The organism is Shinella zoogloeoides, from assembly GCF_020883495.1.
In the GTDB taxonomy this organism is placed as follows: Bacteria; Pseudomonadota; Alphaproteobacteria; order Rhizobiales; family Rhizobiaceae; genus Shinella; species Shinella zoogloeoides.
The window spans coordinates 322148-346954 of record NZ_CP086610.1 but is presented as its reverse complement, the minus strand read 5'-3'; the positions used below and the strand labels follow the sequence as shown (position 1 = coordinate 346954).

General features: G+C 62.7%; 27 protein-coding genes and 1 tRNA gene. 11 read left to right on the top strand and 17 right to left on the bottom strand.

From position 1 onward, the window contains the following. The first annotated feature begins 56 nt into the window (after positions 1-56). The 3 genes from K8M09_RS01730 (at position 57) to K8M09_RS01720 (ending at position 1307) form a co-directional block, all read left to right on the top strand. Positions 57-446: a TIGR02300 family protein gene (locus K8M09_RS01730; RefSeq protein WP_160786969.1), complete on the top strand. Its 390-nt coding sequence runs from the start codon at positions 57-59 to the stop codon at positions 444-446. Between the two features lie 146 nt (positions 447-592). Then, a tRNA-Ala gene (locus tag K8M09_RS01725) sits at positions 593-668 on the top strand. Continuing rightward, entirely contained in the window at positions 624-1307 is a 684-nt protein-coding gene (locus K8M09_RS01720) for a BRO-N domain-containing protein (protein WP_324256109.1), read from the top strand. The genes K8M09_RS01725 and K8M09_RS01720 overlap by 45 nt, the downstream gene beginning before the upstream one ends. On the opposite strand, the gene K8M09_RS01715 is transcribed toward K8M09_RS01720, so the two are convergent. From K8M09_RS01715 to K8M09_RS01700, 4 genes are all read right to left on the bottom strand, one after another. Further along, positions 1271-1444 (bottom strand): hypothetical protein, encoded by a 174-nt coding sequence (locus tag K8M09_RS01715; RefSeq protein ID WP_160786967.1) that lies wholly within the window; start codon positions 1442-1444, stop codon positions 1271-1273. The genes K8M09_RS01720 and K8M09_RS01715 overlap by 37 nt on opposite strands. 20 nt (positions 1445-1464) lie before the next feature. Continuing rightward, positions 1465-1872, bottom strand: coding sequence for a Rha family transcriptional regulator (locus tag K8M09_RS01710; protein WP_160786966.1), 408 nt, complete (start codon positions 1870-1872; stop codon positions 1465-1467). Between the two features lie 191 nt (positions 1873-2063). Further along, positions 2064-2972 (bottom strand): hypothetical protein, encoded by a 909-nt coding sequence (locus K8M09_RS01705; RefSeq protein ID WP_160786965.1) that lies wholly within the window; start codon positions 2970-2972, stop codon positions 2064-2066. A gap of 595 nt (positions 2973-3567) precedes the next feature. Then, entirely contained in the window at positions 3568-3954 is a 387-nt protein-coding gene (locus tag K8M09_RS01700; protein WP_160786964.1) for a hypothetical protein, read from the bottom strand. Between the two features lie 281 nt (positions 3955-4235). Between K8M09_RS01700 and K8M09_RS01695 the strand changes: the two genes are divergently transcribed. Then, complete coding sequence (locus K8M09_RS01695; RefSeq protein ID WP_160788268.1) at positions 4236-5447, top strand: IS256 family transposase; 1212 nt, start codon at positions 4236-4238, stop codon at positions 5445-5447. 491 nt (positions 5448-5938) lie between these two features. Here K8M09_RS01695 and K8M09_RS01690 read toward each other — a convergent pair whose 3' ends face one another. The 4 genes from K8M09_RS01690 to K8M09_RS01675 form a co-directional block, all read right to left on the bottom strand. Next, on the bottom strand, positions 5939-6133 hold the full coding sequence (locus K8M09_RS01690; RefSeq protein WP_160787563.1) for a hypothetical protein: 195 nt from the start codon (positions 6131-6133) through the stop codon (positions 5939-5941). Between the two features lie 105 nt (positions 6134-6238). Then, positions 6239-6847, bottom strand: coding sequence for a recombinase family protein (locus K8M09_RS01685; RefSeq protein WP_160787564.1), 609 nt, complete (start codon positions 6845-6847; stop codon positions 6239-6241). A 1062-nt stretch (positions 6848-7909) separates the two neighbouring features. Further along, on the bottom strand, positions 7910-9268 hold the full coding sequence (locus tag K8M09_RS01680; protein ID WP_160787565.1) for a tyrosine-type recombinase/integrase: 1359 nt from the start codon (positions 9266-9268) through the stop codon (positions 7910-7912). Between the two features lie 173 nt (positions 9269-9441). Continuing rightward, positions 9442-9711, bottom strand: coding sequence for a DUF2934 domain-containing protein (locus K8M09_RS01675; RefSeq protein ID WP_380735544.1), 270 nt, complete (start codon positions 9709-9711; stop codon positions 9442-9444). 138 nt (positions 9712-9849) lie between these two features. Here K8M09_RS01675 and K8M09_RS01670 point away from each other — a divergent pair, with 138 nt between their 5' ends. After that, complete coding sequence (locus tag K8M09_RS01670) at positions 9850-11019, top strand: TMEM43 family protein (protein ID WP_160787567.1); 1170 nt, start codon at positions 9850-9852, stop codon at positions 11017-11019. Positions 11020-11043: 24 nt separating this feature from the next. Next, positions 11044-11835, top strand: coding sequence for a YdcF family protein (locus K8M09_RS01665; protein ID WP_160787568.1), 792 nt, complete (start codon positions 11044-11046; stop codon positions 11833-11835). Between the two features lie 3 nt (positions 11836-11838). Here the strand turns inward: K8M09_RS01665 and K8M09_RS01660 are convergent, their stop codons facing one another. Beyond that, a complete protein-coding gene (locus tag K8M09_RS01660) occupies positions 11839-12300 on the bottom strand; it encodes a hypothetical protein (protein WP_160787569.1) in 462 nt (153 codons plus the stop codon). A 141-nt stretch (positions 12301-12441) separates the two neighbouring features. Here K8M09_RS01660 and K8M09_RS01655 point away from each other — a divergent pair, with 141 nt between their 5' ends. Beyond that, positions 12442-13077, top strand: a complete 636-nt coding sequence (locus tag K8M09_RS01655) for a trimeric intracellular cation channel family protein (protein WP_160787570.1) — start codon at positions 12442-12444, stop codon at positions 13075-13077. A 9-nt stretch (positions 13078-13086) separates the two neighbouring features. Here the strand turns inward: K8M09_RS01655 and irrA are convergent, their stop codons facing one another. Next, entirely contained in the window at positions 13087-13506 is a 420-nt protein-coding gene (gene irrA / locus K8M09_RS01650; RefSeq protein WP_160787571.1) for an iron response transcriptional regulator IrrA, read from the bottom strand. Positions 13507-13821: 315 nt separating this feature from the next. Between irrA and fabA the strand changes: the two genes are divergently transcribed. From fabA to fabI, 3 genes are all read left to right on the top strand, one after another. Then, positions 13822-14337: a 3-hydroxyacyl-[acyl-carrier-protein] dehydratase FabA gene (gene fabA / locus K8M09_RS01645; RefSeq protein WP_160787572.1), complete on the top strand. Its 516-nt coding sequence runs from the start codon at positions 13822-13824 to the stop codon at positions 14335-14337. 67 nt (positions 14338-14404) lie between these two features. Further along, positions 14405-15628, top strand: a complete 1224-nt coding sequence (fabB, locus tag K8M09_RS01640; protein WP_160787573.1) for a beta-ketoacyl-ACP synthase I — start codon at positions 14405-14407, stop codon at positions 15626-15628. 5 nt (positions 15629-15633) lie between these two features. Then, positions 15634-16440, top strand: coding sequence for an enoyl-ACP reductase FabI (gene fabI / locus K8M09_RS01635; protein ID WP_160787574.1), 807 nt, complete (start codon positions 15634-15636; stop codon positions 16438-16440). A gap of 46 nt (positions 16441-16486) precedes the next feature. Here fabI and K8M09_RS01630 read toward each other — a convergent pair whose 3' ends face one another. Further along, entirely contained in the window at positions 16487-17086 is a 600-nt protein-coding gene (locus tag K8M09_RS01630; RefSeq protein ID WP_160787575.1) for a LysE family translocator, read from the bottom strand. Between the two features lie 130 nt (positions 17087-17216). Here K8M09_RS01630 and K8M09_RS01625 point away from each other — a divergent pair, with 130 nt between their 5' ends. Continuing rightward, positions 17217-17675 carry an Lrp/AsnC family transcriptional regulator gene (locus tag K8M09_RS01625; RefSeq protein WP_160787576.1) on the top strand — a complete coding sequence of 153 codons (459 nt, stop codon included), beginning with the start codon at positions 17217-17219 and terminating at the stop codon, positions 17673-17675. A 3-nt stretch (positions 17676-17678) separates the two neighbouring features. On the opposite strand, the gene K8M09_RS01620 is transcribed toward K8M09_RS01625, so the two are convergent. The 6 genes from K8M09_RS01620 to truB all read right to left on the bottom strand — a co-directional run bounded on the left by K8M09_RS01620 (position 17679) and on the right by truB (position 24807). Next, positions 17679-18695, bottom strand: a complete 1017-nt coding sequence (locus tag K8M09_RS01620; RefSeq protein ID WP_160787577.1) for a class I SAM-dependent methyltransferase — start codon at positions 18693-18695, stop codon at positions 17679-17681. 89 nt (positions 18696-18784) lie between these two features. Beyond that, complete coding sequence (gene pnp / locus K8M09_RS01615) at positions 18785-20926, bottom strand: polyribonucleotide nucleotidyltransferase (protein ID WP_160787578.1); 2142 nt, start codon at positions 20924-20926, stop codon at positions 18785-18787. A gap of 305 nt (positions 20927-21231) precedes the next feature. Next, a complete protein-coding gene (gene rpsO / locus K8M09_RS01610) occupies positions 21232-21501 on the bottom strand; it encodes a 30S ribosomal protein S15 (protein ID WP_160787579.1) in 270 nt (89 codons plus the stop codon). 162 nt (positions 21502-21663) lie between these two features. Then, positions 21664-21987 (bottom strand): SH3 domain-containing protein, encoded by a 324-nt coding sequence (locus K8M09_RS01605; RefSeq protein WP_160787580.1) that lies wholly within the window; start codon positions 21985-21987, stop codon positions 21664-21666. Beyond that, entirely contained in the window at positions 21984-23711 is a 1728-nt protein-coding gene (locus tag K8M09_RS01600) for a sensor histidine kinase (RefSeq protein WP_160787626.1), read from the bottom strand. Before K8M09_RS01600 ends, K8M09_RS01605 begins: the two co-directional genes overlap by 4 nt. A gap of 163 nt (positions 23712-23874) precedes the next feature. Next, the gene (gene truB, locus K8M09_RS01595; RefSeq protein WP_160787581.1) at positions 23875-24807 is read right to left on the bottom strand and encodes a tRNA pseudouridine(55) synthase TruB; all 933 of its coding nucleotides are present in this window, start codon (positions 24805-24807) and stop codon (positions 23875-23877) included.

Here is a 24807-nt window from a genome sequence, read left to right as displayed (position 1 = left end):
CGCGCCGGAAACACCGGCCCCGCCGACAAACGAACGGCACCTGAGAGGCTTTGACAGTGGCAAAACCGGAACTCGGCACCAAGCGCATCGACCCGGAAACGGGCAAGAAGTTCTACGACCTGAACCGCGACCCGATCGTCTCGCCCTACACGGGCAAGACCTATCCGCTCTCCTTCTTCGAGGAAACCTCGGCTGCGGCCGTTCTCGAGAAGGAAGAGGAAGAGGACACCAACGAAGTCGATACCGAGAACACGGAAGTCGAACTCGTCTCGCTCGAGGACGCCGACGAGGATGCAGCAGGCGGCGACGACCTGCCGGATCTCGGCGATGACGACGTCGAAATCGACGGCGACGACGACGACACGTTCCTGGAACAGGACGAAGACGACGACGATGACGACATGAGCGACCTCATCGGCGTCACCGGCGACGAAGACGAAGCTTAAGACCTTGATAATCCGGCCGGTTTCAAAAAAATCGGCCGGATTTCATTTTTCGGCTTGCCATCTCCGAAACCCGGAAGTAATAAGCCGCCACACCGAACGGCAACGCCGCTTCGGTTCCCGGAAACCGGCTCCGCCGGACCCGTTATGGGGCTATAGCTCAGCTGGGAGAGCGCTTGCATGGCATGCAAGAGGTCAGCGGTTCGATCCCGCTTAGCTCCACCAAATTTCTCAGAACTAAAGATTTTTCTGCAAAATCAAGCCACTAGGCGACCGGCTCGTCTCGGTCTCAGACCAATTCAGACCAATGTTTCAGACCAATTTGCAGACGCTTCTGAAATGGCGCACCACAAGGCATTCGCTGCCGCCGCCCCTGACGTTTCCCTGTTCGACTTCAAAGGCCACCAGATCAGGGTGGTGACGATTGGGGGAGAGCCGTGGTTCGTAGCGAAGGACGCATTGAAAGTTCTGACAGTGGGGCTCCGGTCCAACGGCAAGCCTAACACCACTCGGTCCCTTGGGTATTTGGATGACGGAGAAAAGGGTGTGCATCAGATACACACCCTTGGAGGCCCGCAGCGTGTTTCGATTGTCTCCGAAAGTGGCCTCTACAAGCTCGTCCTCCGCAGCGACAAGCCCGAAGCCAAGCCCTTCCAAGACTGGGTGACGAAGGAAGTCCTCCCGGCGATCAGGAAGGATGGGGCCTACATCAAGGGCGAGGAGAAGGTCCAAGGTAGAGCAAACCACACTAGGCACGGGACAGGCTTACCCACACTGCGGGTGTGGGGAATTCGAAAGGTGTGGTTGGGCCACACCATTACCTCGCGTCAAGGGCGGGCAATAGACGCCACCATGGCGGTGTAAGCGTCCCGTTCGGCTTGTTTCCGTGCCTCTGCTGCTGCCCGTGCTGCGGCCCGTTCGTCGGCCTTCTGCCGGTCATTGGCGGTGCCGTGAATGATGAACAATTCGGCCTCGGAAGGCTGGCGTTCGATTGAGGTCATGTCGGTTCCTTTGGTTGGTTTCAGGGGAGTAGGATGAGGTTGCGTTCTCTGGCCGTCAGAAGCCTACCGTCCAGCCTTGCCCGCTGTTCGGCCTCTTGAAGCTCCAGCATCCGGGCTTTGCGTCCGCCGTTCACAAGACGCTGGACGAAAACATTGGCGGCGTCCCTGACCGGCTGCGCTGCGCCGTTGTTCAGGGCTTCCCAGTGCTGAATGATCTGGAAACGCAGCTTGGCGTCATAGGCCGATGCGATGAAGAGAAGGTAGGTTCCGGGGAGGCAGTAGCATGGGCGGCGCTGGCCTTGGCCGTCCAGATACCCCGACGCAAATTTGCGTTCGGGTTCTCCGATCTTGGCAAGCTCCCGCTGAATGTCGCGGCGAACATCGGAATGCCGCTTCCCTGTCATCGCTGCGATTTCAAGGGAGGTCATGAAGGGCACCCCTCGGCACACTTCCGGGACACTATCGGGGGAGACCGACTGAAATCTCAGTTCGTCTATCGGGACCGCATACCCCACCTCAAATTTGAGTTTGGCTTTGTCGTCACCCTTGGACAGATCAAGGCTATTCCCGGAAGCAGAGGGACCGCTAATCGCGGCCCCTTTCGTGGTGACAAGCTCCCTCATAGGCGAACGATCCCGGCCCGTACTGCGGCCCCAAAGCCCATTTCGGGATAACCGGGGACAGTCACCGTCCATTCCCCGTTCGGGGTCCGCCTGAGTGCCTTGCGCTCGGCAGGGGACATCCCCTCCAGATGCTCGGCAAACCGCTCCGGGTTCGTCTGCGGGAGCATGGCAAGCCGATCAACCGCGATCCGGCCAAGGTCTCGGAGGCTGTCAGGGGCGTTGCCGATGGTGGCTCGTCTGGCGTCCCGCAACTCGTCGTCAGACAGGAAGTCCATGAGGAGCGGTACGTTCGCGTGAACATCGGCAAGGACGTTGTTTGCCTGTGCGACATAACCCGCCGTAATCTTCACGACATGGCCAAGGTCTGCCCCTTCCGGTAGCTCATCAGCCTCCGGGAGATAGCCGCTTTCAATCACGTTCTCTAGGGCAGCATCGACCGCCGCAGCGCCTACCGTGGCGTCAAGCTCCTGTAGCGTCTCGGATGCTTCCTTTGCCGCCTGTGCGGCCTCCGAAAGCTCCTCCGGCTCCTTCTGTTCCTGTTCCTGGGCCTTGTCCTCTACGCCCGTTTCAGCCTTGGCCTGTGGCTGGACGGGCAGATTAAAAGAACCGGATGCCGCCTGTTCGCGGGTGATGAGACCGGCTGCTAGAGCGGCGTCGATGGTGGTTTCCGTGCCGCCGATCATGATGTGACCGGGACGCAATGCCGATTTGACGGCGACGGAGGCTTCAAACTTCTTCTGGACGACCTGCTTTCCATCAACGGTATCGATCTGAGTACCGCCGCCGTTGACGTAGACGCCGACGACCTGCTTGCCGTCCTGTCGAGGATTGATCCGCTCGTATTCCCTCTTGAGGGCGTCCAGTTCTTCCGGGGAGGTGTCATTGCTGTAGGTGACGTGGGTCATGATATGTTTCCTTCTGTGGCCCTGTAGGGCGGGTTATTTGGGGTTATTGAGGGAGAGGAGGCCGTGTTTCTCGCGCCACCAATCCGGTGCTAGGTGAGGTTGGGCGAAGCCGTTGGGACCGTGCATCGATCTCATGCCGGGTTCGCGACCGGAGAGACGATCCGCCATCTTGCGGTCCCTGTCGGGGTCATCGTCCCTGATCCATTCATCGTTCGGGATATGAAGCTTGCGGGGGTGGTCAGTCTTCACTGTCACCACTCCTCCAGTCCGTCCAAGCCGTGGCGGTCTAGGGGAGGTTCAATGGATGAAACCGTCTCACCAAGTCCCCGAACAGGGACAGGTGCCGCTGGTGTGATGCTCATGGTGGCAACAGGTGGCCCATTCGTGTGGACGTGCGTTGCCGCTGCGGCGCATCGGGTGCAAATCCCCTTCCACCCCGGCCCGGAGGCGCAACGGGTCTTGCACTTCCGGCAAATCCCAATGCCGATGCCGACAAGGCTTTCCGCGTAGGCTTGGTGTTTCCTCTCGGCTTGATTGTGGCCCGTGCCGGTGGCGAATATGGTGGTGAAGGGGCGATTATCGGGGCCGAACTCGATCATGCTGCGGCTCCTGCCAAAGCAATCTCATGGTCGCACCTCTTGGCCTTGCCCTTTCGCCAGACAAGGTTTTCCGGGAGGAGGTTCAAAGGGTTTCCGTCAGCGTATCGGATGGCGACCCCGCGTCCCGCTCCGGTGATGATACGGGCGACCGTGCCAAGGGTGTAACCGGCTCCTGTCGGGATGTTCGTTCGGACGTAGGTGCGCCCGTTCACGACGTGGGCAATCCATGTCCCGGTGGCACCACTGCGGCGGACGTTCAGGTAATCCCGTTCAAGAACGGTGGCGTGTTCCTTGCCGCGCTTGTCGAGCGGAACCCTCATGACCTTTCGGCCTTCGGTATCGATGTAAGAGGTGAACTGGGGGCGATTGTTCTGCGAGGTCATGCCTTCGGAGGCTCCTTATGCAAATGAGTAAAAAGAAGACCCCGCTCCTGCGGATAGCTCCGGGAGACGAAAGGTCGGCTGATGTGGGGGATGGGTGGGCCGATGTGGTGCGCCGGTGTCGCTTCTGGGTAGCGTCCGCGCACGTGGTGTAATTTCGGAGGCGCATTGAGGTGGAAACGGCGGTGGAGAATGAGCTGCCGAATTCGTTGAGCGCAAGGTGGGCACCGGGCCTGTCGGAGAAGGTGGAGTTGCAAAGCTTCAACCAGCCGAAAGGAACCCCGATGACCGACGACAGATTAGCTCTTTCCGAGCTTGCCGCGAAGAGTGGCGATAGCGATTTTCTGCGCACGATTGCCGAAAGCGTGCTGCAACTGATCATGGAAGCCGATGTTGATGGCCTGATCGGCGCTGGGCGCTATGAACGTGGCGACAGCCGCCAGACATGGCGCAACGGCTACCGCGACCGCTCGCTCGACACCCGGCTCGGCACGCTGAACCTGAAGATACCGAAGATGCGACAGGGAGCCTACTTTCCCGGCTTTCTGGAGCCGAGGAAGATGGTGGAGAAGGCGCTGGTGGCCGTGATCCAGGAGGCGTGGATCAACGGCGTCTCGACGCGCAAGGTCGATGAGCTGGTGCAGGCCATGGGCATGACCGGCATCTCCAAATCCTCCGTCTCCAAGCTGTGCAAGGATATCGACGAGCGGGTGAACGCCTTCCTCAAGCGCCCCCTTTCCGGTGACTGGCCATACCTCTGGCTCGACGCCACCTATCTGAAGGTGCGTGAGGGCGGTCGCATCGTGTCGGTGGCGGCGATAATCGCGGTGGCGGTCAACACGGACGGGAAGAGGGAGATTGTCGGCCTGCACATCGGCCCCTCCGAAGCCGAGCCGTTCTGGACGAGCTTCCTGCGTGATCTGGTCCGCCGAGGCCTCACCGGCGTCAAGCTGGTCATCTCCGATGCCCATGAAGGGCTGAAAGCGGCCATTACCCGTATCCTCAGCGCGACATGGCAGCGCTGCCGTGTTCATGCGACACGCAATGCGCTGGCCTACGTTCCCAAGGGCCAGCACACCATGGTCGCCGCCGCGATCCGTCAGGCTTTCATCCAGCCCGACCATGACAATGCCGTGCAGACCTGGCGGCATGTCGCCGACCAGCTCCGCGCCAGATGGCCCAAGCTCGGTACCTTCATGGACAATGCCGAAGCCGACGTGCTGGCCTACATGGCCTTCCCCGCCCAGCACCGCACGAAATTACATTCAACGAATCCACTCGAACGCCTCAACAAGGAGGTCAAGCGCCGTGCCGATGTCGTCGGCATCTTCCCCAACGAGGACAGCATCGTTCGCCTCATCGGCGCGGTTCTGCTCGAAGCCAACGACGAATGGCAGCTCCTGAGCCGATACATGCAGGTCGAGGCAATGGCCGAGCTAAACCCACCAACAATCGAAGAGGAAACTACACTTCAGATTACACCCAGAGCCGCCTGATCATGACGGCCCGGTCCTACACCCGAAATTACACCAACTTGACGGACGCTATCTCGCTTCTGCCGAACAGATAGGGAGACACGGACGCTAGTGTTCAAAGCACTAGGAAGAGAGCCCTGCCCGGAGTTGAAGCCGAACAGGGCATGGAAATCGTCATCACTTCCGGTTGACGTTCATGACCCTGAAACGCCACGAAAGCCCCTCCCGATCAAGGACAAGAGGAGCTTGCGTCGTGTTTCGATGCGTGATGATGAAGGTGAGGAGGATGAGGACGAGAGAGCTTAACTAGGGTGTAATTGCTCTTCTGCTCCCCCTGCATTGGGATGATCGATCATGAATGATGAGGGAGGAACAAGGAGGAGCTATCCCCGTGGGTGTCTCGATACGTCACCACTATGGGTTCCCATGAGTGCCGGACCTGCCCCCTACCCCCACTGATGTCCACCATGTCCCATGTCCAACATCAATAATTGATCCGGGGAGTGTCGTCCTTAACTAGGGTGTAATTGGTCGACCCCGGCTTCCTTGATCTTCGACATGGCCCATGCGGCCACCTGCCGAACTTCCTGACTGTCCGCATCAGCACCCCATGCCATCGCCCGAACGGCGCACATAAGGAACTCTGCGGCTTCCGTAAGGGCTGCTATCGGTGCGGGTGAGACGGTCGAATTGGCTGCGATCTTCATTCTACTTTCCCTCTTATGGTGCCGATACCCACAAATTTTCTGTGGGAGAAGCGGCTGACATCGGAGGGTGTAGCAAAGGAAGATCGGGTTGTACGATTGGTCCCATTACAGGGAGCTTATTTCCGCCTTGCCCGTCTTCCCTGCCTCTTTCAGGATGCCGAATACGCTTGATCTGCTGGCCCCTGTGGCGGCGACAATCTGCGGGACGGTCTTTCCCTCATCCCGTAGCTGAATGATCCTCTCGGCCTCTCTCTGGGCCGTTGGTGCGCGTCCCTTGTACTTCCCCTTGGCCTTGGCATCGGCAATGCCTTCCCGCTGGCGTTCCAGCATCAATTCCCGCTCGAACTCCGCAATGGACCCCAAGAGGTTCAGCATGAGCTTCCCCGTGGGTGTCGAGGTGTCGAGGTTCATGGCGAGAATGCGGAGGCTCACGCCCTTGGCCGTCAGGGTGCCGACAATCGCCACCAAATCAGCCACCGAACGGGCAAGACGGTCGAGCTTGGTCACGATGAACGTGTCGCCTTCCCGGAGGTGATCCAGCGCCCTTTGAAGCTCCGGCCTCTTAGCGTCCTTCGCTGATGTCTGTTCGCTGAATACCCTGTCGCATCCAGCGGCCTCAAGGTCCCGGACCTGCGCGGCAAGTCCTGCCTTCTGATCTGTGGTCGAGGTGCGGGCATATCCGACAAGCTGTCCGCGATAGCTGGCATTGGTCATTTGCGCCTCCGTAGTCCAAATAGCTTCATTGATCCTTTCGGACAAACAGTCCAAAAAGTCAACATCAATTCGTGCTGGACTATTGAGGAGCGATGGCTAGCAGTCCAGCTAGACCAAGCCCTGCTGGACTATCTTGGCCCTGCTAGTGGCGCGGAAAGAGGAAGAAGGTGGAGCCTGTAGGCCGGGACAGGTATGGACCGGAAAGCGGCCCCGAACGGGCAACGGATCGTGAGACAGAAGGGGCCACGGGGGGTAACGCGGCTCATCACCTGTCGAGGTCGATACCTCGGATTTTTCCGTCATTTTTAGGCTAAAGGATACCAACTCTAGGGAGGCGTTGTCCCCACTATTCACACCGCGGCAATCTTGACTCCAAAAAGAGCATCATGTAAAAGCCGCGCAGATTTTTTAAGGCATTGATTTAAATGAATATTTGTGAATCGCATTGAATAAATTGCGATTTTGCGCCGGACAATTTGTCCAGGAATCGCTTGTCAAGCGCGAATCTATGGCTTACAAAATCAACATCCTGTTGATTACAGGAAAAAAGGCCCCCACCGAAATGGGAGCCTTTCTCATGCTTCGACTTGGTACGTCTGGGTTACGCAGCTGACGCGTTCGTGCGCGGCCAGCGGCGGCAATGAGAGCACACTGTCTCCCATTGGCCCAGACGGAACCTCCGGTACTGGATTACAGATACCGGCCTGAATGCAGGGCATGAAACTCGCGTTGCCATACCCGCCTCCTTTCCTCAGATGAGAGCCAGGAGGACTCGCTCTCGCCAGCCCTTCGCCACTGTATGCGACGAAGCTGCACCCTCCCAAGACACTCAAGAGTGCCGCATAAGTGTGGGCCAGCAATAACTGTTCCTTAAATACTAGGTTCCGGCAGAGTCGGCAAGCGGCTATTGGCTGATTCACCACACGATTCCGCTTTATCTGGCCGTCAGCGCTCTTGGGCGCGCGATTCAATGTTCTGCTGCGGAAAATGTCATCGCCCGCCAGTGGCCTTCTATGGCGATTTTAGGCGGTGTTAAGTTTTGTTCTCGGTCGGTTCTTATCTCTATTCAGGGAGCCGCACCGCGTTCACGCAAGCCCGCATCTGCTGCCACGCCGGTCCACCGGAATACACCCCAAGCGTGATCGACTTCCGGCCCTCCTCATGGCCGACGACCGATGAAATGGTGCTTTCCGGAACGCCCGCTTGCTCAGCTTGAGTGACGAACCAGCGGCGGAAGGAGTGAAAATTGACTAGGCTTCTACGTTGTCCGGGACGTTTGTCGTCAACGGTGAGTTTTGCCCGGTAGTTGGCAAAGCGCTTCCCAAATACGTCGCTGGCATTCTTCTCCTCAGCTAGTTCATGAAAGAGCCAGTCCTGAGGGCCTTTGCCTTCCATCCGGCGCTTCACGATCTCCACTAGGTCGGGATGCATCGGCACTCGCCGTGCTGCCGCTGCCGTCTTGCCCTGTCGAATGTCGAAGTAGCCATTTCCTTCTTCATCCAGCGGGCACTCCTCCACCCATAGTGTTACGAGTTCCGCAAGTCTCATCCCTGACAAGGCCGCAATCCGCATCGCATCCGCTATCTGCGACTCGAAGTCCTTCTTCATGCCACGGGGGAAGGCAGAGTAGAGAAGGGTTTTGATCTCTTCTCCCGTGAAGGGGCGTTCATCAGCCTTGCCCCCACGCTCCACCCTCCGCCCCCTGTCCGGCATCCGTTGACCGGCCCACGGGTTCTCGCCTCGGACATGACCGCGAGCGACGAGGTAATCCCAATAGAGCTTCACCGCACCGTAATGTTTCCGTGCTGTCCGCTCGTTCAGCGGCGCGATAGCTTCGGAGAAATAGGCCCCGGCCTTGGACCTGTCGATCTGGCGAAGCGACAAGCCCTTTATCTTGGCCCATGCGGCAAACCGTTTAATCAGGTTTCGGCGCTCATCAGTGGTCTTCGGGGCAAGCCGGGCCTCTTTAAGATAGGTCTCCATATGGTGCTCAACATCGACGTTGCCTTGCACCAAGTTTAGGAATCGTTCGCGGCCCTCTTTGCCGTGGCTCTGCTCGATCCGTTCCGCCTCACGCTCTACGAGTTCACGCGGGTCGGCCACCTCCTCATCCCGAACTTCTTCGCTCTTGCGTCCGGTGATCTTGGCCGTCCAGCTATGCGGATCGCCCTTCGCCTCGGCAATTTCCTTGGCCCACATTTCGGCCTTCTGTTGGATTGTGTCGGAGGCTGGCGCGATCGACCGGCCTTCCCGTGCATCCCGGTAGAGGCGGTCGGTCTCGCGCTTGATCTCGTCACGGCGTTCCATTGCCGCTCGAATATCGCCCGTCTCAAGGTTGACTAGGTAGGCACTCTTGCCGCCGAAATGGGGACGGATCGCTGCGGGAATGTCGCGCTTGAACCAGTATTTAAGGCCTCGCATCACGAGGTATCGGCGAGAGCTTTTTGCCATTTCAGACCAATCATTCAGACCAATTCTGCCCGTTGATTATCAGGTAGTTTCAATGGCTTCAATAGGTTGATGAGCGGTCGTGGAGGCCCCGCTTAGCTCCACCAAATCTTCCCTGAACCAAATACCCGATCGATAACAAGCCATCACGGCTGCTCGCGCATCCCCGGTGTCGCCTCGCGCTGATCCGCGTCTTCCAGATCGGTTTTCACGAGGAAGGTGTCGGTGTGCTGGCGGGCGGCTTCGCGCAGGGCTGCGAGGTTCGGCTGGTCGTCGCCCTCGATTTCGCCGTTGCCGTGGTCGATTTCCCGTTCGGCCTGAAGCCAGTGGTCGTCCGGGCGGCCTTGCGGCGAACCCTCCTGCTGCCAGAGTTGATAGGCGCGTTTGCGGATGCGGTCTTCGCGGTCCTGTGCCATGGGCGTGCTCCCTTCCATGCAATCGCGATAAACGAGCGGGAGGCCGGGAAGGTTCCCCGCTTGCGCGGTTCAGGAACCGCGAATAAGCATGGTCTTTCAGGCGTTCCAGGCGGGAGCGCGCGCTTTGCGGGGGATACGATGAGCTTTACGGAAACGACGACCACGTCCTGGTTCGCCAGGCTGAAAGGGGCGCTGATCAGGATTCTGGTCGGCTTCCTCCTGCTGTTCGCCTGCGTGTGGCTTCTCTTCTGGAACGAGGGCCGCTCCGTGAAGACCTACAAGGCGCTCGTCGAGGGCGCCGGTCTTGTCGTTTCGGTTGATAACGGCAGCGTCGATCCGGCCAACGAGGGCAAGCTGGTGCATATTTCCGGGCCGGTGAAACCCGTCGGCGTGCCTGAGGACGACATGCTCGGCGTTTCCGCAGACGGGGCCGTGGGGCTGCGGCGCATCGTCGAGATGTATCAGTGGGTGGAAAGCTCGCAATCCGAGACGCGCAAGCAGCTCGGCGGCGGCGAGGAGACCGTCACCACCTACACCTATCGCAAGGAATGGAACCAGCGGGAGATCAGCTCCAGCAGCTTCCGCCAGCCCGGCCACGACAATCCGCAAATGCCCATCGACGGCGCGAGCTTCGCCGTGCCCACGGCAACGATCGGCGCCTTCAGCCTGGAGGGCCGTACGCTCGCGGGCCTCGGCGACGATCGCCCCGTACCGCTCACGGCCGTCGAGGCGGGCCGACTTGGCGAGGCGGTGACGATCGGCAGACCGCTCTCGACCATTTCCGGCCAGGCGGTCTTCTCCTTCGATCCGCAGAACCCGCAGATCGGCGATATCCGCATCCGCTTCGAGCGATCCGACATTGCCGAGGCGAGCTTCGTCGGCGCGCAGCGCGGCAACAGCCTCGCCCCCTACAGGACCACGAACGGACGCAACCTCTTCCTCAGCCGGGTCGGCATCGCCGACGCCGCCGTCATGTTCGATGCCGCGCAGAGCGAGAACACCACCATAACCTGGCTGGTGCGGGTTGGCGGCCTCATCGGTCTCTTCATCGGCTTCTCGTTCATCCTCTCCATTCTCGGCGTGATCGCCGATGTGGTGCCCTTCGTCGGCTCCATCGTGCGCTTCGGCACCACGGCCATCGCGCTCATCTTCACGCTGCTGCTCGGCCCGGCCGTCATCGCCATCGCCTGGATCGCCTATCGCCCGCTCATCGCCATCGCGGTCCTGGCCGCCGGCATTGCGCTGGCGGCGGGCATCCTCTATCTGCGGCGCGGCAAGGGCGCGGCCACGACCGCCGCGCCGGCATAGCGGCAAAAGCAGGATGGGCGAGACGTGACGTTCTATATTTCCAAGATCTTCTGGCTTCTCGCCCAGCCGCTTTCCCTCGCCCTGTTCCTCATCCTCGCCGGGCTGGTTGCCGGTTTCCTGAAGTGGAACCGCATGCGCACCCTCGCGAGCGTGGCGGCGGCGCTCCTGCTGTTCGTCACGCTCTTCACCTCGGCCGGCGCCGTCCTGCTGCAAAAGCTGGAGGACCGCATTGCCCGTGCGGAACTGCCCGCCGGCGGGCCGGCCTGCATCATCACACTCGGCGGCGGCTTCGAATCGGAAGTCGTCACGGCGCGCGGAGGCTTCGAAATGACCCAGGCCGGCGACCGCTTCGTGGAGACGCTGCGGCTCGCGCTGGAATTTCCACAGGCGCGCATCCTGATCTCCGGCGGCGACGGCTCGCTGAGCGGGGCCTATGACGGAGACGCCATCGTCGGGCCGCGCTTCCTCGAAGCATTCGGCGTGCCGGCGACGCGGGTGATCCGGGAGACGCAATCGCGCGATACGTTCGAGAATGCCGGCAACACGCAGGACCTCCTGAAAGAGAACGGCCTCGAAAACTGTCTGCTTGTGACGTCGGCCTTCCATATGCCGCGCTCGGTCGGCCTTTTCCGCAAGCTGGGACTTACGGTTCTGCCCTGGCCGACGGACTACCGCACGACCGGAACGGCACGCCTGGGGCTGGACGTCACCCAGCCCTCGATCAACGCGCAACTGATAACGACGGCGCTGCGCGAATGGACGGGCCTTGCCTTCTATCGTCTGGCGGGCCGGACAGACGCCTTCCTGCCGCAATAGACCTTATTTCTTGGAGATCGTCTCGAAGCGGGCGTTACGCACGCGGATGGTCATGGTGCAATATTCGTCGTCGTCACGCCCGCAGCTCGCGGCGTTTGCCTTCAGCTCCAGCACCATGTTGCCGAAACGCTTCTTCATGTCATAGCCGTAGAGATCCGCATTGGCGGCGAGGAAATAGCCGCCCTCCGCCACCTGAATGTAGAATTCGTGCGGGCAGCCGACCTCGCCGCAAAGCCCCCCGGGCACGCCGTCGCAGTTCACCGCGCCGAGATTGAAGATCGCATCGGGCAGACGGTCGTTGTTGAAATCGACGGTATCGGCGAAATCCTCGCCATAGACCGCCGTCTTGCAACGCCCGGCAACCTCGGCCTGAACGGCGGCCAGCGCATCCGGCACGATCTCGGCCGCCCGCACCGGCGCTGCGGCCAGAACGAGCACGGCGGAGAGGAACGCAAGAAAACGCATGCGGATGGCCATATCTCAAACCTTTCCATGGCGGGCGATTCGGTCATTATGCGGCCGGAGCGCCGCGCGGCATGATTCTGCCGGCGCGCGCATTGTAATGCAGCAAAGCTGTCGCGAGGCTTAGGTCGCGAGGGGGAAGCCGTGCCGATCCTGGAATTTCTGGACTATACGGGAGTTGCCGTCTTCGCCGCGACGGGCGCGCTCTCGGCCTCGCGCAAGCAGCTCGACATCATCGGCTTCCTGTTCCTCGCCGCCGCGACGGGCATCGGCGGCGGCACGTTCCGCGACGTGATCCTCGGCGCGACGCCCGTCTTCTGGGTGGTGAACCCGACCTATCTCATCGTCTGCGTCGCGGTCGCGCTTCTCGTCTTCGTGCTCGCCCACCGCATCGAGTCGCGCTATCGCCTCCTGCTCTGGCTGGATGCCATGGGCGTTTCGGCCTATTGCGTCATGGGCGCGGCCAAGGGCTTTGCGGCGACGGGTTCGCCGACCGTCGCCATCACCACCGGCGTGCTGACGGCAAGCTTCGGCGGCATCATCCGCGATCTGCTCGCCAACGAGCCGTCCGTGCTGCTGAGGCCGGAAATCTACGTCACGGCGGCGATGATCGGCGCGGCGGCCTTCACGGCGGCGACGGTGGCCGGCGCGCCGCTCTGGCTGGCATCGGTGATCGGCATCGGCGCAGCCTTCCTCGTGCGCGGCGGCGCGCTCCGCTTCGGCTGGCGCTTTCCGGTCTACCGGCCGCGGCCGGGCCGGCATCCCGACGATGTGATGTGAAGGACCCGTTCAGGCCTTGCGCGGGCGCAGGCGGATGACCACGTCTACATGCGCGATCTCCATGCCTTCCGGCGGCTCCGGCAGGTTGCCGATCTCGAGATTGCTCACGGGAATGTCGAGAACATGGTTCTCGCCTTCCACGAAGAAATGGTGGTGGTCGGAAATGTTGGTGTCGAAATAGGTCTTCGAGCCCTCGACCGCCAGAACGCGGATCAGGCCAGCCTCGGTGAACTGGTGCAGCGTGTTGTAGACGGTCGCCAGCGACACCGGCACGCCGGCCGTGACGGCCTCTTCGTGCAGTTCTTCCACCGTCAGGTGGCGGTCGCCCTTGGCGAACAGCAGGTCGCCCAGAGCCACGCGCTGGCGCGTGGGGCGCAGGCCGCTATGGCGCAGGCGCTCTTCGATGGGCGTCTCGTGTGCATGCGTCATGGGCACGGATCCGTTTGTCAGGCCTTGAACAACAATCTTGAGCTTTCGATATAACTTTAGCGCCGCCGGGATTCAATAGGATTGCGGCGGCCGAAAGCCACGCAACATGCGGAAAAACCGGGGCCTTTGCCCCTGTCACGGCAATTTACGCTGGCTGAGAAGGCGAGCATCATGTATGCGGACTGCTGAAATAACGTCTTGCCCGGACCGGGCGCGACGAGAAAAGAACGGAGATGCGGGTGCTTTCCTTCACCCCGCGCCTCCACCAGATCGGACGCCGGAAAGGCGTTGCATAGACCGGGGATGAGACATTCGATGACGACCAGGCAATCCAGCTACAACTATGAGGAAATCCTGTCCTGCGGCCGCGGCGAGCTTTTCGGCCCCGGCAACGCGCAGCTTCCCCTGCCGCCCATGCTGATGGTCCACCGCATCACCGACATTTCCGAAACGGGCGGCGCCTTCGACAAGGGCTATATCCGCGCCGCATACGACGTGAAGCCGGACGACTGGTACTTCCCCTGTCACTTCCAGGGCAACCCGATCATGCCGGGGTGCCTCGGCCTCGACGGCATGTGGCAGCTCACGGGCTTCTTCCTCGGCTGGCTCGGCGAGCCGGGCCGCGGCATGGCGCTTTCCACCGGCGAAGTGAAGTTCAAGGGCATGGTTCGTCCGGACACCAAGCTTCTGGAATACGGCATCGACTTCAAGCGCGTCATGCGCGGCCGCCTCGTGCTCGGCACGGCGGACGGCTGGCTGAAGGCCGATGGCGAGACCATCTATCAGGCGACCGACCTGCGCGTCGGCCTGTCGAAGGACAAGGAAGCCTGAGGCGGAAAGCCTTTTGGGGGGCGGCGCGCCGTCCCCACCACGAGACGTTCAAGAAAAGGTCAGGAATATGAGACGGGTAGTTGTCACGGGTCTGGGGATCGTATCCTCCATCGGGAACAATGCTGACGAAGTGACGGCATCGCTGCGCGATGCACGCTCGGGCATCAGCTTCAGCCAGGACTTCGCTGACCACGGCTTCAAGTGCCAGGTCTGGGGTTCGCCGAACATCGACACGACCGACCTCGTCGACCGCCGCGCGGCCCGCTTCCTTTCGCAGGGCGGCGCTTGGAACCACGTCGCCATGAAGCAGGCGATCGCCGATTCCGGCCTCGAGGAATCCGAATACTCGGCCAATCCGCGCGCCGGCATCATCATGGGTTCGGGCGGTCCGTCCACCCGCACGCTGATCGAGGCGGCCGACATCACCATCAAGAACAACTCGCCCAAGCGCATCGGCCCGTTCGCCGTGCCGAAGGCGATGTCCTCGACGGCTTCGGCGACGCTCGCCACCTGGTTCAAGATCCACGGCGTCAACTATTCCATCTCGTCGGCCTGCTCGACCTCGGCGCACTGCATCGGCAATGCCGCGGAAATGATCCAGTGGGGCAAGCAGGACATCATGTTCGCCGGCGGCCACGAAGACCTCGACTGGACCATGTCGAACCTCTTCGACGCCATGGGCGCCATGTCCTCCAAGTACAACGACACGCCGTCCACCGCCTCGCGCGCCTATGACGTCAGCCGCGACGGCTTCGTCATCGCCGGCGGCGCGGGCGTCCTCGTCCTCGAGGAACTGGAACACGCCAAGGCCCGCGGCGCGAAAATCTATGCCGAGATCGTCGGCTACGGCGCGACCTCCGACGGCTACGACATGGTCGCTCCCTCGGGCGAAGGCGCGATGCGCTGCATGCGCCAGGCGCTCGCCACGGTGAAGGGCGATGTCGACTACATCAACACGCACGGCACCTCGACGCCCGTCGGCGACTCGAAGGAAATCGGCGCGATCCGCGAAGTCTTCGGCGACAAGATCCCGCACATCCAGTCGACCAAGTCGCTGACCGGCCATTCGCTCGGCGCTGCCGGCGTGCAGGAATCGATCTACGGCCTCCTGATGATGCAGGCCGGCTTCATCGGAGAAAGCGCGCATATCACCGAGCTTGATCCCGAATTCGACGGCGTTCCGATCGTGCGCAAGCGCATCGACAATGCCAAGATCGACACGGTTCTTTCGAACTCCTTCGGCTTCGGCGGCACGAACGCCACGCTGGTCTTCCAGCGCCACAACGGATGACGCCGATGACCGGGATCATGCACGGCAAGCGCGGCCTCATCATGGGGGTCGCGAACAACCACTCCATCGCCTGGGGCATCGCGCAGAAGCTCGCGGGCGCGGGCGCGGAACTGGCCTTCACCTATCAGGGCGAAGCGCTCGGCAAGCGCGTGAAGCCGCTCGCCGCCGAACTCGGCTCGGATTTCGTCATTCCCTGCGACGTCGAGGACATCGCCTCGGTGGATGCGACGATCGACGCGATCAAGGAAAAGTGGGGCAAGCTCGACTTCGTCGTCCACGCCATCGGCTTTTCCGACAAGAACGAGCTGAAGGGCCTCTACGCCGACACCTCGCGCGACAACTTCTCGCGCACCATGGTCATCTCCTGCTTCTCCTTCACGGAGATCGCCAAGCGCGCGGCGGACCTGATGACGGACGGCGGCGCGATGCTGACGCTGACCTATGGCGGCTCGGTTCGCATCATGCCGAACTACAACGTCATGGGCGTCGCCAAGGCCGCGCTGGAAGCCTCCGTGCGCTACCTTGCCGGCGACTACGGCCCGCAGGGCATCCGCGTCAACGCGATTTCGGCCGGCCCGATCCGCACGCTGGCCGGCGCCGGCATCTCCGACGCCCGCGCCATGCTCTCCTGGCAGCAGAAGAACGCCCCGCTTCGCCGCACCGTCACCATCGAGGATGTCGGCAATTCGGCGCTCTACCTGCTCTCGGACCTGTCGAGCGGCGTCACCGGCGAAATCCATTACGTGGACGCCGGCTACAACATCACCTCCATGCCGACGCTGGAGCGGCTGGCGAAAGCGGACAGCGAGTAAGACACACACGGCGCGAAGGCCTCCTTCGCGCCGTTTTCCTTTGTGCTCAGTCGAAGACGACAGGCACAAGCGACAGCACGAGCAGCAGCGCCATCGCCCGGTTGAACAGTTTCAAGCTGCGCTCCTCCGTCATGAAGCGCCCCGCGCCAACACCGATGCCGGCCCATGCGAGCGTGCTCACCAGCGTCGCGCCGCCGAAGATGACGGCGAAGGCCGAGGGGATCGAGAGGTCGCCCGCGACACCACCGCCATAGGCCACCACAGCGCCCGCGACCATCACCCAGAGCTTGGGATTGACGAGTTGCAGCAACGCGCCTTCGACGAAGGTGAACGGCCGCTGCCGGCTGCTTTCGGCTGAGAGACCGACCGGCGCCGTGGCAATGCGCCAGGCGAGCCAGAGCAGGTAGACGATGCCGATCCATTTCAGCGCCAGATGCACGCGCGGGTCCGCGACGACCGCGCCGCCCGCCGCCGCCACAGTGAAAATGATGACCGCCACGCCGATAGCCATGCCCATTGCGACCGGAAGCGTGCGACGGAACCCGTAGTTCGCGCCCGAGGCCGTCACCATCGTATTGTTCGGCCCCGGCGTGCCCGCCATGGCGAAGGCGAAGCCCGATGCCGCCAGTGTCCAGGCCAAGTCCATTCCGCTCTCCTCATCCAACTGGCGGCAGCCTATGCCAACCCATGCGCAACGGGATTGCGAAGATGCCAGCAATGGAGGAGGATTTGGCATTCCATGCCGCTGGTCGGCTTGAACGCCTGTGAGGATTTCAATGCAGCTCGACGATATCGACCGCCGTATCCTGCGCGAACTGCAACAGGATGGCCGCCTGCAGAATGTCGAGCTTGCAAGGCGGGTCGGCCTCTCCCCTTCTCCGTGCCTGCGCCGGGTGAAGCTGCTGGAAGAAGCCGGTATCATCAGCCGCTATGTCGCGGTCGTGGATCAGGCCAAGGTCGGCCTGAAACTGTCCATGTTCGCCCGCATCTCGCTGACGGCGCAGGATGCCGAGACCATCGAGCACTTCATCACCGCCATGAAGCGGCTGCCGGAGGTGGTGGAGTGCTACATCATGCTCGGCGAGAGCGACGCGCTGCTGCGCGTCGTCGTCCCGGACCTTGAGGATTATCGTCGTTTCCAGTCGACGCATCTCACCCGCAGGAACGGCATCCAGACCGTCAAGACGGATGTGCCGAGCGAGACGGTCAAGCAGAGCTTCGCGCTGCCTTTGTAAGGCTCAGCGCTTGCCCCACAGCACCTTGAAGCGGGCATTGCGGCAAAGCTCGCCGCTTTCCTTGAAGGCTTCCTTCAGCACCGGCTCGTAGGGCAGGCCGCGATTGGCGACCATCAGCAGGCGGCCGCCGATCTTCAGCGACTTCGCCGCCATGCGGATCATGCCCGCGCCGAGCGAATGGTCGGCGGCATGACCTTCGTGAAAGGGCGGGTTCATGACGATAAGGTCGTAGTGGTCGCGCGGCGTCTCGGTCGTCAGGTCGAACCAGAAGTAACGCGTCGGGATATTCGGGCAGTTCTCCGCCATGTTTTCCTTGGCGGCTTCCAGCGCTTCGTAATGCGCCTCGAAAACGTCGATGCCCTTCACCTGCGGCGCGCGGCCGCCGAACATGACCGAGAGATAACCCCAGCCCGCGCCGAAATCGGCGGCGTGGCCGTTGAAATCTTCCGGAATACGGGTGGCGAGCAGCTCGGAGCCTTCGTCGATGCGATCATGCGAGAACATGCCCGGCGCGGCGGTGAAGCGGCCGACGATGCGCACCGGCTTGGCCGCAAGCTTGGAGATCGCCTCCGCCGGGTCTTCCGGGCGAGCGAACCAGATGGCGAGGCCGTGATATTTCGGCATGGAATCACCCGTCAGGCCGAGCTGGTCGAGGCGCTTGCGCATGGACTGCACGCCGTCTTCCTTGCCGCCGGCAACCACGATCAGGCCGCCCGTGCGCACGCGGCGCAGGGCTTCGGCGATGCGGTTCTCGTTCTCGCCCTTGTGCTTGGTCATCAGGATGAGCGCGCCGTCGAAATCCTCGCCCTCGATAACGGGCTTCACATCGGCCCGCACGGCCTCCAGCCCGCGATAAAGCGAGCGCAGCGGCTGCACGGCTTCCAGCGACGCGGCAAAACCTTCCGGCGGGCGCTGGCCGGCTTCCGCGCCGAGGAAGAGATAGCGCTCCCCCTCACCCGGCAGGCCGAGCGTGCCGGAGGCAAAGGGATGGAACAGGGTTTTCAGGGCATCGCGGGTCATGGTCGGCTTTCGGCGGGTGATTGGTCTCAAGAAAAGAAAAGGGGCGCGGAACGTGCCGCTCCGCGCCCCTTCAGTCAGTAAGCGATTACTTATTCAGCAGCTTCGCCGTCGCCCTTCTTGTCGGCGGCGATTTCCTTGCCGGTCGCCTGATCGACGACCTTCATGGAGAGGCGAACCTTGCCGCGCTCGTCGAAGCCCATCAGCTTGACCCAGACCTTGTCGCCTTCCTTGACGACGTCCGAGGTCTTGGCAACGCGCTCCTGAGCGAGCTGCGAGATGTGGACGAGGCCGTCGCGCGGGCCGAAGAAGTTGACGAAGGCGCCGAAGTCGGCGGTCTTCACGACCGTGCCTTCGTAGATCATGCCGACTTCCGGTTCCGCGACGATGGAATGGATCCACTTGCGGGCCGCTTCGATCTCCTTGCCGGACGAGGACGCGATCTTGATCGTGCCGTCGTCTTCGATGTTGATCTTCGCGCCGGTCTTTTCGACGATTTCGCGGATGACCTTGCCGCCGGTGCCGATGACTTCACGGATCTTGTCGACCGGGATGTTCATGACTTCGATGCGCGGTGCGAATTCACCGAGCTGGCTGCGGCCTTCGGAGATGGCATGGGCCATTTCGCCGAGGATGTGCTTGCGGCCGCCCTGCGCCTGGCTGAGCGCGACCTTCATGATCTCTTCGGTGATACCGGCGATCTTGATGTCCATCTGCAGCGAGGTGATGCCGTCGGCGGTGCCGGCGACCTTGAAGTCCATGTCGCCGAGGTGGTCTTCGTCACCGAGGATGTCGGAGAGAACCGCGAAGCGATCGCCTTCAAGGATGAGGCCCATGGCGATACCGGCAACCGGCTTTGCCAGCGGAACGCCGGCGTCCATGAGAGCGAGCGAGGTGCCGCAGACGGTGGCCATCGAGGACGAGCCGTTCGACTCGGTGATCTCGGAGACGACGCGCAGCGTGTAGGGGAACTGTTCCGCCGTCGGCAGCATCGGGCGGATTGCGCGCCAGGCGAGCTTGCCGTGGCCGATTTCGCGGCGGCCCGGGGAGCCCATGCGGCCCGTTTCACCGACCGAGTAGGGCGGGAAGTTGTAGTGCAGCAGGAAGCGTTCCTTGTACATGCCGGTCAGGCTGTCGACATACTGCTCGTCTTCGCCGGTGCCGAGCGTGGCGACGACCACGGCCTGGGTTTCACCGCGGGTGAAGAGAGCCGAGCCGTGCGTGCGCGGCAGGATACCGACTTCCGAAACGATGGCGCGAACGGTTTCGAGGTCGCGGCCGTCGATGCGGCTCTTGGTGTCGAGGATGTTCCAGCGAACGATCTTGGCCTGCAGGTGCTTGAAGACGGCGCCGATGACTTCGGCTGTGTACTTCGCTTCGCCTTCTTCCGGCAGGAAGTGCGCCTTGACCTTGGCCTTCACGGCGTCGACGGCGGCGTAGCGATCAGCCTTCTGGGTGATCTTGTAGGCGGCGCGCAGTTCCGTTTCGGCAAGGCCGAGCATTTCGGCTTCGAGAGCGGAATAGTCTTCCGGCTGGAAGTCGCGCGGTTCCTTGGCGGCGACTTCAGCAAGCTTGATGATCGCGTCGATGACCGGCTGGAAGCCCTTGTGGCCGAACATGACGGCGCCGAGCATGACGTCTTCGTTCAGTTCCTTGGCTTCGGATTCGACCATCAGGACGGCGTCCTGCGTGCCGGCGACGACGAGGTCGAGAACCGACTCGTCCATCTCGTCGAGATGCGGGTTCAGGACGTATTCGCCGTTGATGTAACCAACGCGAGCGGCGCCGACCGGGCCCATGAAGGGAACGCCGGAGATCGTCAGCGCGGCGGAAGCGGCAACCATCGACAGGACGTCGGGATCGTTCTCGAGGTCATGCTGGACGACCGTGACGACGACCTGCGTGTCGTTCTTGTAGCCTTCCGGGAAGAGCGGGCGGATCGGGCGGTCGATCAGGCGGGAAACCAGCGTTTCCTTTTCCGACGGACGGCCTTCACGCTTGAAGTAGCCGCCCGGGATCTTGCCGGCGGCGTAGGTCTTTTCCTGGTAGTTGACGGTCAGCGGGAAGAAATCCTGGCCCGGCTTCGGCGCCTTGGCGGAAACGACGGTAGCGAGAACGACGGTTTCGCCGTAGGTCGCCAGAACCGCGCCGTCAGCCTGACGGGCGATCTTGCCGGTTTCCAGCTTGAGCGGACGGCCCGCCCACTCGATTTCAACCGTATGGGTATCGAACATGTCTTGTCCTTCTTGGGGGATACGCGCACCGCCGCCCGGAAAGGCGCAGGTGGTCTATCCGCATTCGTGACGCGCCATGGGCAAGACAACGGGAGGCTTCCGTAATGGCGTCATGCGCCCGAAGCATCCTGCAATCCTGCCCCATGACAGGCCATCGGTTGGTTCCGCAGGACCGGCCCATCCGGCCTGCTGGAAAATCCCGTTCCGCGAGGCGGCCGCAGCCGGCACTGACAGAACGGTACGGCGGAATTTTCTTCCGCAAAAGAAAGCGGCGGGCGTTCACTGGGGAACGCCCGCCGAAAGGCTTAGCGGCGAATGCCGAGAGCAGCAATCAGCTTGCTGTAACGGGGTTCGTCCTTCTTCTTGAGGTAGTCAAGAAGCGAGCGGCGGCTGGAAACCAGCGTCAGAAGGCCACGACGGGAGTGGTTGTCCTTCTTGTGGTCCTTGAAGTGGCCGGTCAGGTTGTTGATACGCTCGGTCAGGATCGCGACCTGTACTTCCGGAGAACCGGTGTCGCCTTCCTTGGTGGCGTATTCCTTGATCAGCGCAGCCTTGCGCTCAGCAGTGATCGACATCGAGATGTCCTTTCATGAATGGAGAACCAAAGTCGCCAAAAGCCGGGATGTCGTCCAGCAATGGCCGTGAAGGCAAGCGGGCAGGCCCGCATTGCTGGCGGTGCCTATAAACCATTAGCGGGCGAAATGGAAGGGGCCGTCATCAACCGCCGATTCGGCAGGTCAGCGCCCATCGGCCGGCTGGGCAGGCGGCGCTCCGCGCATATACCCGTCCTTGGGGCAGACAACATAAGCGCCGAAGATCCAGCCGAGCCGTTCACCCTGCCGCGACACGAGGAGCCAGCGCTTGCCGCCGCGTTTCATTTCCTCCAGCACCGTAACGCGCGTGCCGTTCCGCAGGGTCGTCAGGATCGGGCCGTTCGGCGCGGCGCGCACGTTGAGCGGCGTTCCGGTCGGGTCGTCGACGAGGCATCCGCCGGACGCGAGCGCCGACGAGGCGGCAAGGGCGACCGCCATCAGGCACACCCGCAGGAAAGATATCGTCATTGCCCCTCCTCCGGCCGACCGACGCCCTCGTCACGCAACCTTGCCAGCGGCAGCGTCACCCGCCATTCGATGCCATCGTCATGCACGAGGAAATCGAGCCGGGCATCGAGCGCCATGCCCAGCATGCGCTCCAGCACCACGCTGCCGAAACCCTTGCGGCTGGCGGCGATGGCCTCCCGGTCGATTACCGCGCGGCTCTCGCGCCAGACGAGGCTCAGGTCCTCGCCCGACAGGATCCAGCCCAGTGAGACGATGCCCGCCTCGTTGGCGAGCGCGCCGTATTTGGTGGCGTTGGTCGCAAGCTCATGCAGCGCCATGCCGAGCGTCTGCGAGGCCTGCGGGCCGAGCCGGACGGCGGGGCCGGCGATGCGCACGCGCGCGGCATCGTCCGGCGTGAAGGGCTTCAACTGGTTGCGCGCCAGTTCCGCAAGGTTCACCCCTTGTGTCGCATTGGCGATCATCAGGTCCGTCGAGCGGGCAAGGCCCGCGACGCGCCGGCGGAAGGCCTCGGCGAAGTCGCCCGCGCTTTCCGCGCCGGCCGCCGACTGGTTCAGCATGGCCTGGATGACCGTGAGCTGGTTCTTGGAACGGTGTGCCACCTCTCGCATCAGGAAGCGCACGTCGTTTTCCGCCTTCACCCGCGCGTCGGCCGCCTCGGCCAGCGCATGCGAGACGGTCTCCAGCTCGGAAATGGCGTAGGGGCGCGGAGCCACGCGCTCGCCCTCGCCAAGCCGGTGCGCGTCCTGCGCCAGAAGGCGCACGTCGCGCGACAGCACGCGGGCGATGCCGGCTGCGCCTACGGCGGCAAGCACCGCGAAGACCGAACCGCCGATCGTCAGCCACAGGAAGGAGGAGACGGCGGGGGCCTGCACGTCTGAGGATTTCGCCCAGGCGATCATGCGCCAGCCGGCGAGCGAGGAGAATTCCGTGACGAGCTGGTAGCTGGTGCCGTCCTGCTCCATGGTGCTGACGCCGAGGCGCAGCGACGGCACCACGCGCAGGAAGAAGGGGGCGCCCGTCTTCTGGGTCTCATCCGTCGAGACGATCACCCGGCCCTGCGTATCGAGCACCGCCGCATTCCAGCCGGGGGAGAGGATATCCGGGTTGACCGCGCGCCGCAGCGCTTCGGCATTCTTCGTCAGCGTCAGCAGTACATGCCCGCCGCTGGGAAGGCGCATCGGCTGGTAGACGTTGAAGACCCATTGCTGCGCCGTCTTGCCGAAGAAGATATCCGAAACCATGCGCTCGCCGCGCACCAGCGCCAGCCCGGCGGAGACCGGCTCGGAGGCCGGGTTCAGCGGCGTGCCGTAGGGCACGCGCGTGTTGAGGAGCTGGCGCATCGTCTGGTCGATGACGAGGAAGTAGATATCCGTGCCTTCCAGCGCCTTCGTCGCCTGGGCGTGCAGCAGCGCATAGTCGCCCTTCTGCAGGCTATCGGAGGTCGACAGGAAGTTCAGGGTGGAGAACATGCCGGAGATTTCACGCTCGACGGCGCGGTTCACGGCGCCGGTGGAGGTGCGCAGCAGCGATTCGAAGATGCGGTCCTGCGCCTCGTTGGTGCGCTTCAGCACGACGAGGGAAAAGAGGAAGGCCGGGATGACGACGACGAAGATGAGGCAGACGAGATAGAAGGCGACGGGATGGTGCATGCGCCGGCGGACGCGGCCGGCGGCAGCGCCCTTGCCCGCCTCCTCCGCGGGCACCGTCCTGTCAGTCGGCGCCATCGTCAACAGCCAGCCCCTCACCCTTCGCGCAAGGCGGCCGAACGCCGCCCGGCCCGCCCTGGGGCGAACCGCGCCGGTCAATAAAGCCTGCAGCTTGTGGTGAAATCAAGTCGGAGGCGGAGGGCTCCGCCCCGCGAAATTTAGCGCTTTCGCTGGAATTGCCTCAGCCGGCGAAAACCCGCTTCGGGCGGAACTCGCCGCCGCCGATCTCGCCGATCGCAACCAGCTTGCCACGCGCCGTGGCATAGGCCTCATCCGCCGAAACCGGCGCGTCGCGGCCGCGCAGGATGATGGGATTGCCCATGCGCAGGCGGTGCGCCTGATCGTCGTTGATGACGATCTGCGGCAGGCTGGACAGCGCTTCGCCGGTGTCGATGAGGAAGGCGTCGAGGGCGGCGAGGCGTTCCGCCTCGTCCTCGATCTTCTCCAGCGCCGTCAGGTCGGCGAGCGGCACCAGGTCGTCCTCGCCGAAGGGCGCGACGAAGGTGCGGCGCAGCGCCGAGATATGGCCATAGCAACCGAGCTGGCGGCCGAAGTCGCGGGCGAGCGCGCGCACATAGGTGCCCTTGCCGCACTCGACCTCGAAGGCCGCCGTGTTCTCGTCCGAGCCGATCAGCGTCAGGCGGTGGATTTCCACCTCGCGCGAGGGGATTTCGACCGTCTCGCCCTCGCGGGCAAGGTCATAGGCGCGTTCGCCGTCGATCTTGATTGCGGAGAACTGCGGCGGGATCTGCTGGATCACGCCGGTATATTCGCCGAGGATCGCCTTGATTTCGTCCGCGGTCGGGCGCTTGTCGGAGCTTCGCGTCACCTCGCCTTCGAGGTCGTCCGTCGTGCGCTCCTCGCCCCAGGTCACGGTGAATTCGTAGATCTTGCGGCCATCCATGACATAGGGAACGGTCTTGGTGGCGTCGCCCAGCGCGATCGGCAGCATGCCGGAGGCCAGCGGGTCGAGCGTGCCGGCATGGCCGGCCTTCTGCGCCTTGAACAGCCACTTGATCTTGGAGACGGCTTCGGTCGAGCCGAAATCGAAGGGCTTGTCGAGGATCAGCCAGCCGGAAACCGGCCGGCCCTTGGGTTTGCGGGGTCTGGACAT

Bases quoted from the DNA above. Each gene is read 5' to 3' on its own strand.
- K8M09_RS01625 (WP_160787576.1), top strand. From the start codon at position 17,217: ATGCAGCTCGACGATATCGACCGCCGTATCCTGCGCGAACTGCAACAG.
- K8M09_RS01700 (WP_160786964.1), bottom strand. From the start codon at position 3,954: ATGACCTCGCAGAACAATCGCCCCCAGTTCACCTCTTACATCGATACC.
- K8M09_RS01690 (WP_160787563.1), bottom strand. From the start codon at position 6,133: ATGAAGATCGCAGCCAATTCGACCGTCTCACCCGCACCGATAGCAGCC.
- K8M09_RS01630 (WP_160787575.1), bottom strand. From the start codon at position 17,086: ATGGACTTGGCCTGGACACTGGCGGCATCGGGCTTCGCCTTCGCCATG.
- fabB (WP_160787573.1), top strand. From the start codon at position 14,405: ATGAGACGGGTAGTTGTCACGGGTCTGGGGATCGTATCCTCCATCGGG.
- K8M09_RS01620 (WP_160787577.1), bottom strand. From the start codon at position 18,695: ATGACCCGCGATGCCCTGAAAACCCTGTTCCATCCCTTTGCCTCCGGC.
- K8M09_RS01660 (WP_160787569.1), bottom strand. From the start codon at position 12,300: ATGCGTTTTCTTGCGTTCCTCTCCGCCGTGCTCGTTCTGGCCGCAGCG.
- K8M09_RS01705 (WP_160786965.1), bottom strand. From the start codon at position 2,972: ATGACCCACGTCACCTACAGCAATGACACCTCCCCGGAAGAACTGGAC.
- K8M09_RS01695 (WP_160788268.1), top strand. From the start codon at position 4,236: ATGACCGACGACAGATTAGCTCTTTCCGAGCTTGCCGCGAAGAGTGGC.
- K8M09_RS01605 (WP_160787580.1), bottom strand. From the start codon at position 21,987: ATGACGATATCTTTCCTGCGGGTGTGCCTGATGGCGGTCGCCCTTGCC.
- K8M09_RS01715 (WP_160786967.1), bottom strand. From the start codon at position 1,444: ATGACCTCAATCGAACGCCAGCCTTCCGAGGCCGAATTGTTCATCATT.
- K8M09_RS01685 (WP_160787564.1), bottom strand. From the start codon at position 6,847: ATGACCAATGCCAGCTATCGCGGACAGCTTGTCGGATATGCCCGCACC.
- K8M09_RS01680 (WP_160787565.1), bottom strand. From the start codon at position 9,268: ATGCGAGGCCTTAAATACTGGTTCAAGCGCGACATTCCCGCAGCGATC.
- K8M09_RS01720 (WP_324256109.1), top strand. From the start codon at position 624: ATGGCATGCAAGAGGTCAGCGGTTCGATCCCGCTTAGCTCCACCAAAT.
- K8M09_RS01710 (WP_160786966.1), bottom strand. From the start codon at position 1,872: ATGACCTCCCTTGAAATCGCAGCGATGACAGGGAAGCGGCATTCCGAT.
- fabI (WP_160787574.1), top strand. From the start codon at position 15,634: ATGACCGGGATCATGCACGGCAAGCGCGGCCTCATCATGGGGGTCGCG.
- K8M09_RS01600 (WP_160787626.1), bottom strand. From the start codon at position 23,711: ATGGCGCCGACTGACAGGACGGTGCCCGCGGAGGAGGCGGGCAAGGGC.
- pnp (WP_160787578.1), bottom strand. From the start codon at position 20,926: ATGTTCGATACCCATACGGTTGAAATCGAGTGGGCGGGCCGTCCGCTC.
- fabA (WP_160787572.1), top strand. From the start codon at position 13,822: ATGACGACCAGGCAATCCAGCTACAACTATGAGGAAATCCTGTCCTGC.
- rpsO (WP_160787579.1), bottom strand. From the start codon at position 21,501: ATGTCGATCACTGCTGAGCGCAAGGCTGCGCTGATCAAGGAATACGCC.
- irrA (WP_160787571.1), bottom strand. From the start codon at position 13,506: ATGACGCATGCACACGAGACGCCCATCGAAGAGCGCCTGCGCCATAGC.
- K8M09_RS01675 (WP_380735544.1), bottom strand. From the start codon at position 9,711: ATGGCACAGGACCGCGAAGACCGCATCCGCAAACGCGCCTATCAACTC.
- truB (WP_160787581.1), bottom strand. From the start codon at position 24,807: ATGTCCAGACCCCGCAAACCCAAGGGCCGGCCGGTTTCCGGCTGGCTG.
- K8M09_RS01670 (WP_160787567.1), top strand. From the start codon at position 9,850: ATGAGCTTTACGGAAACGACGACCACGTCCTGGTTCGCCAGGCTGAAA.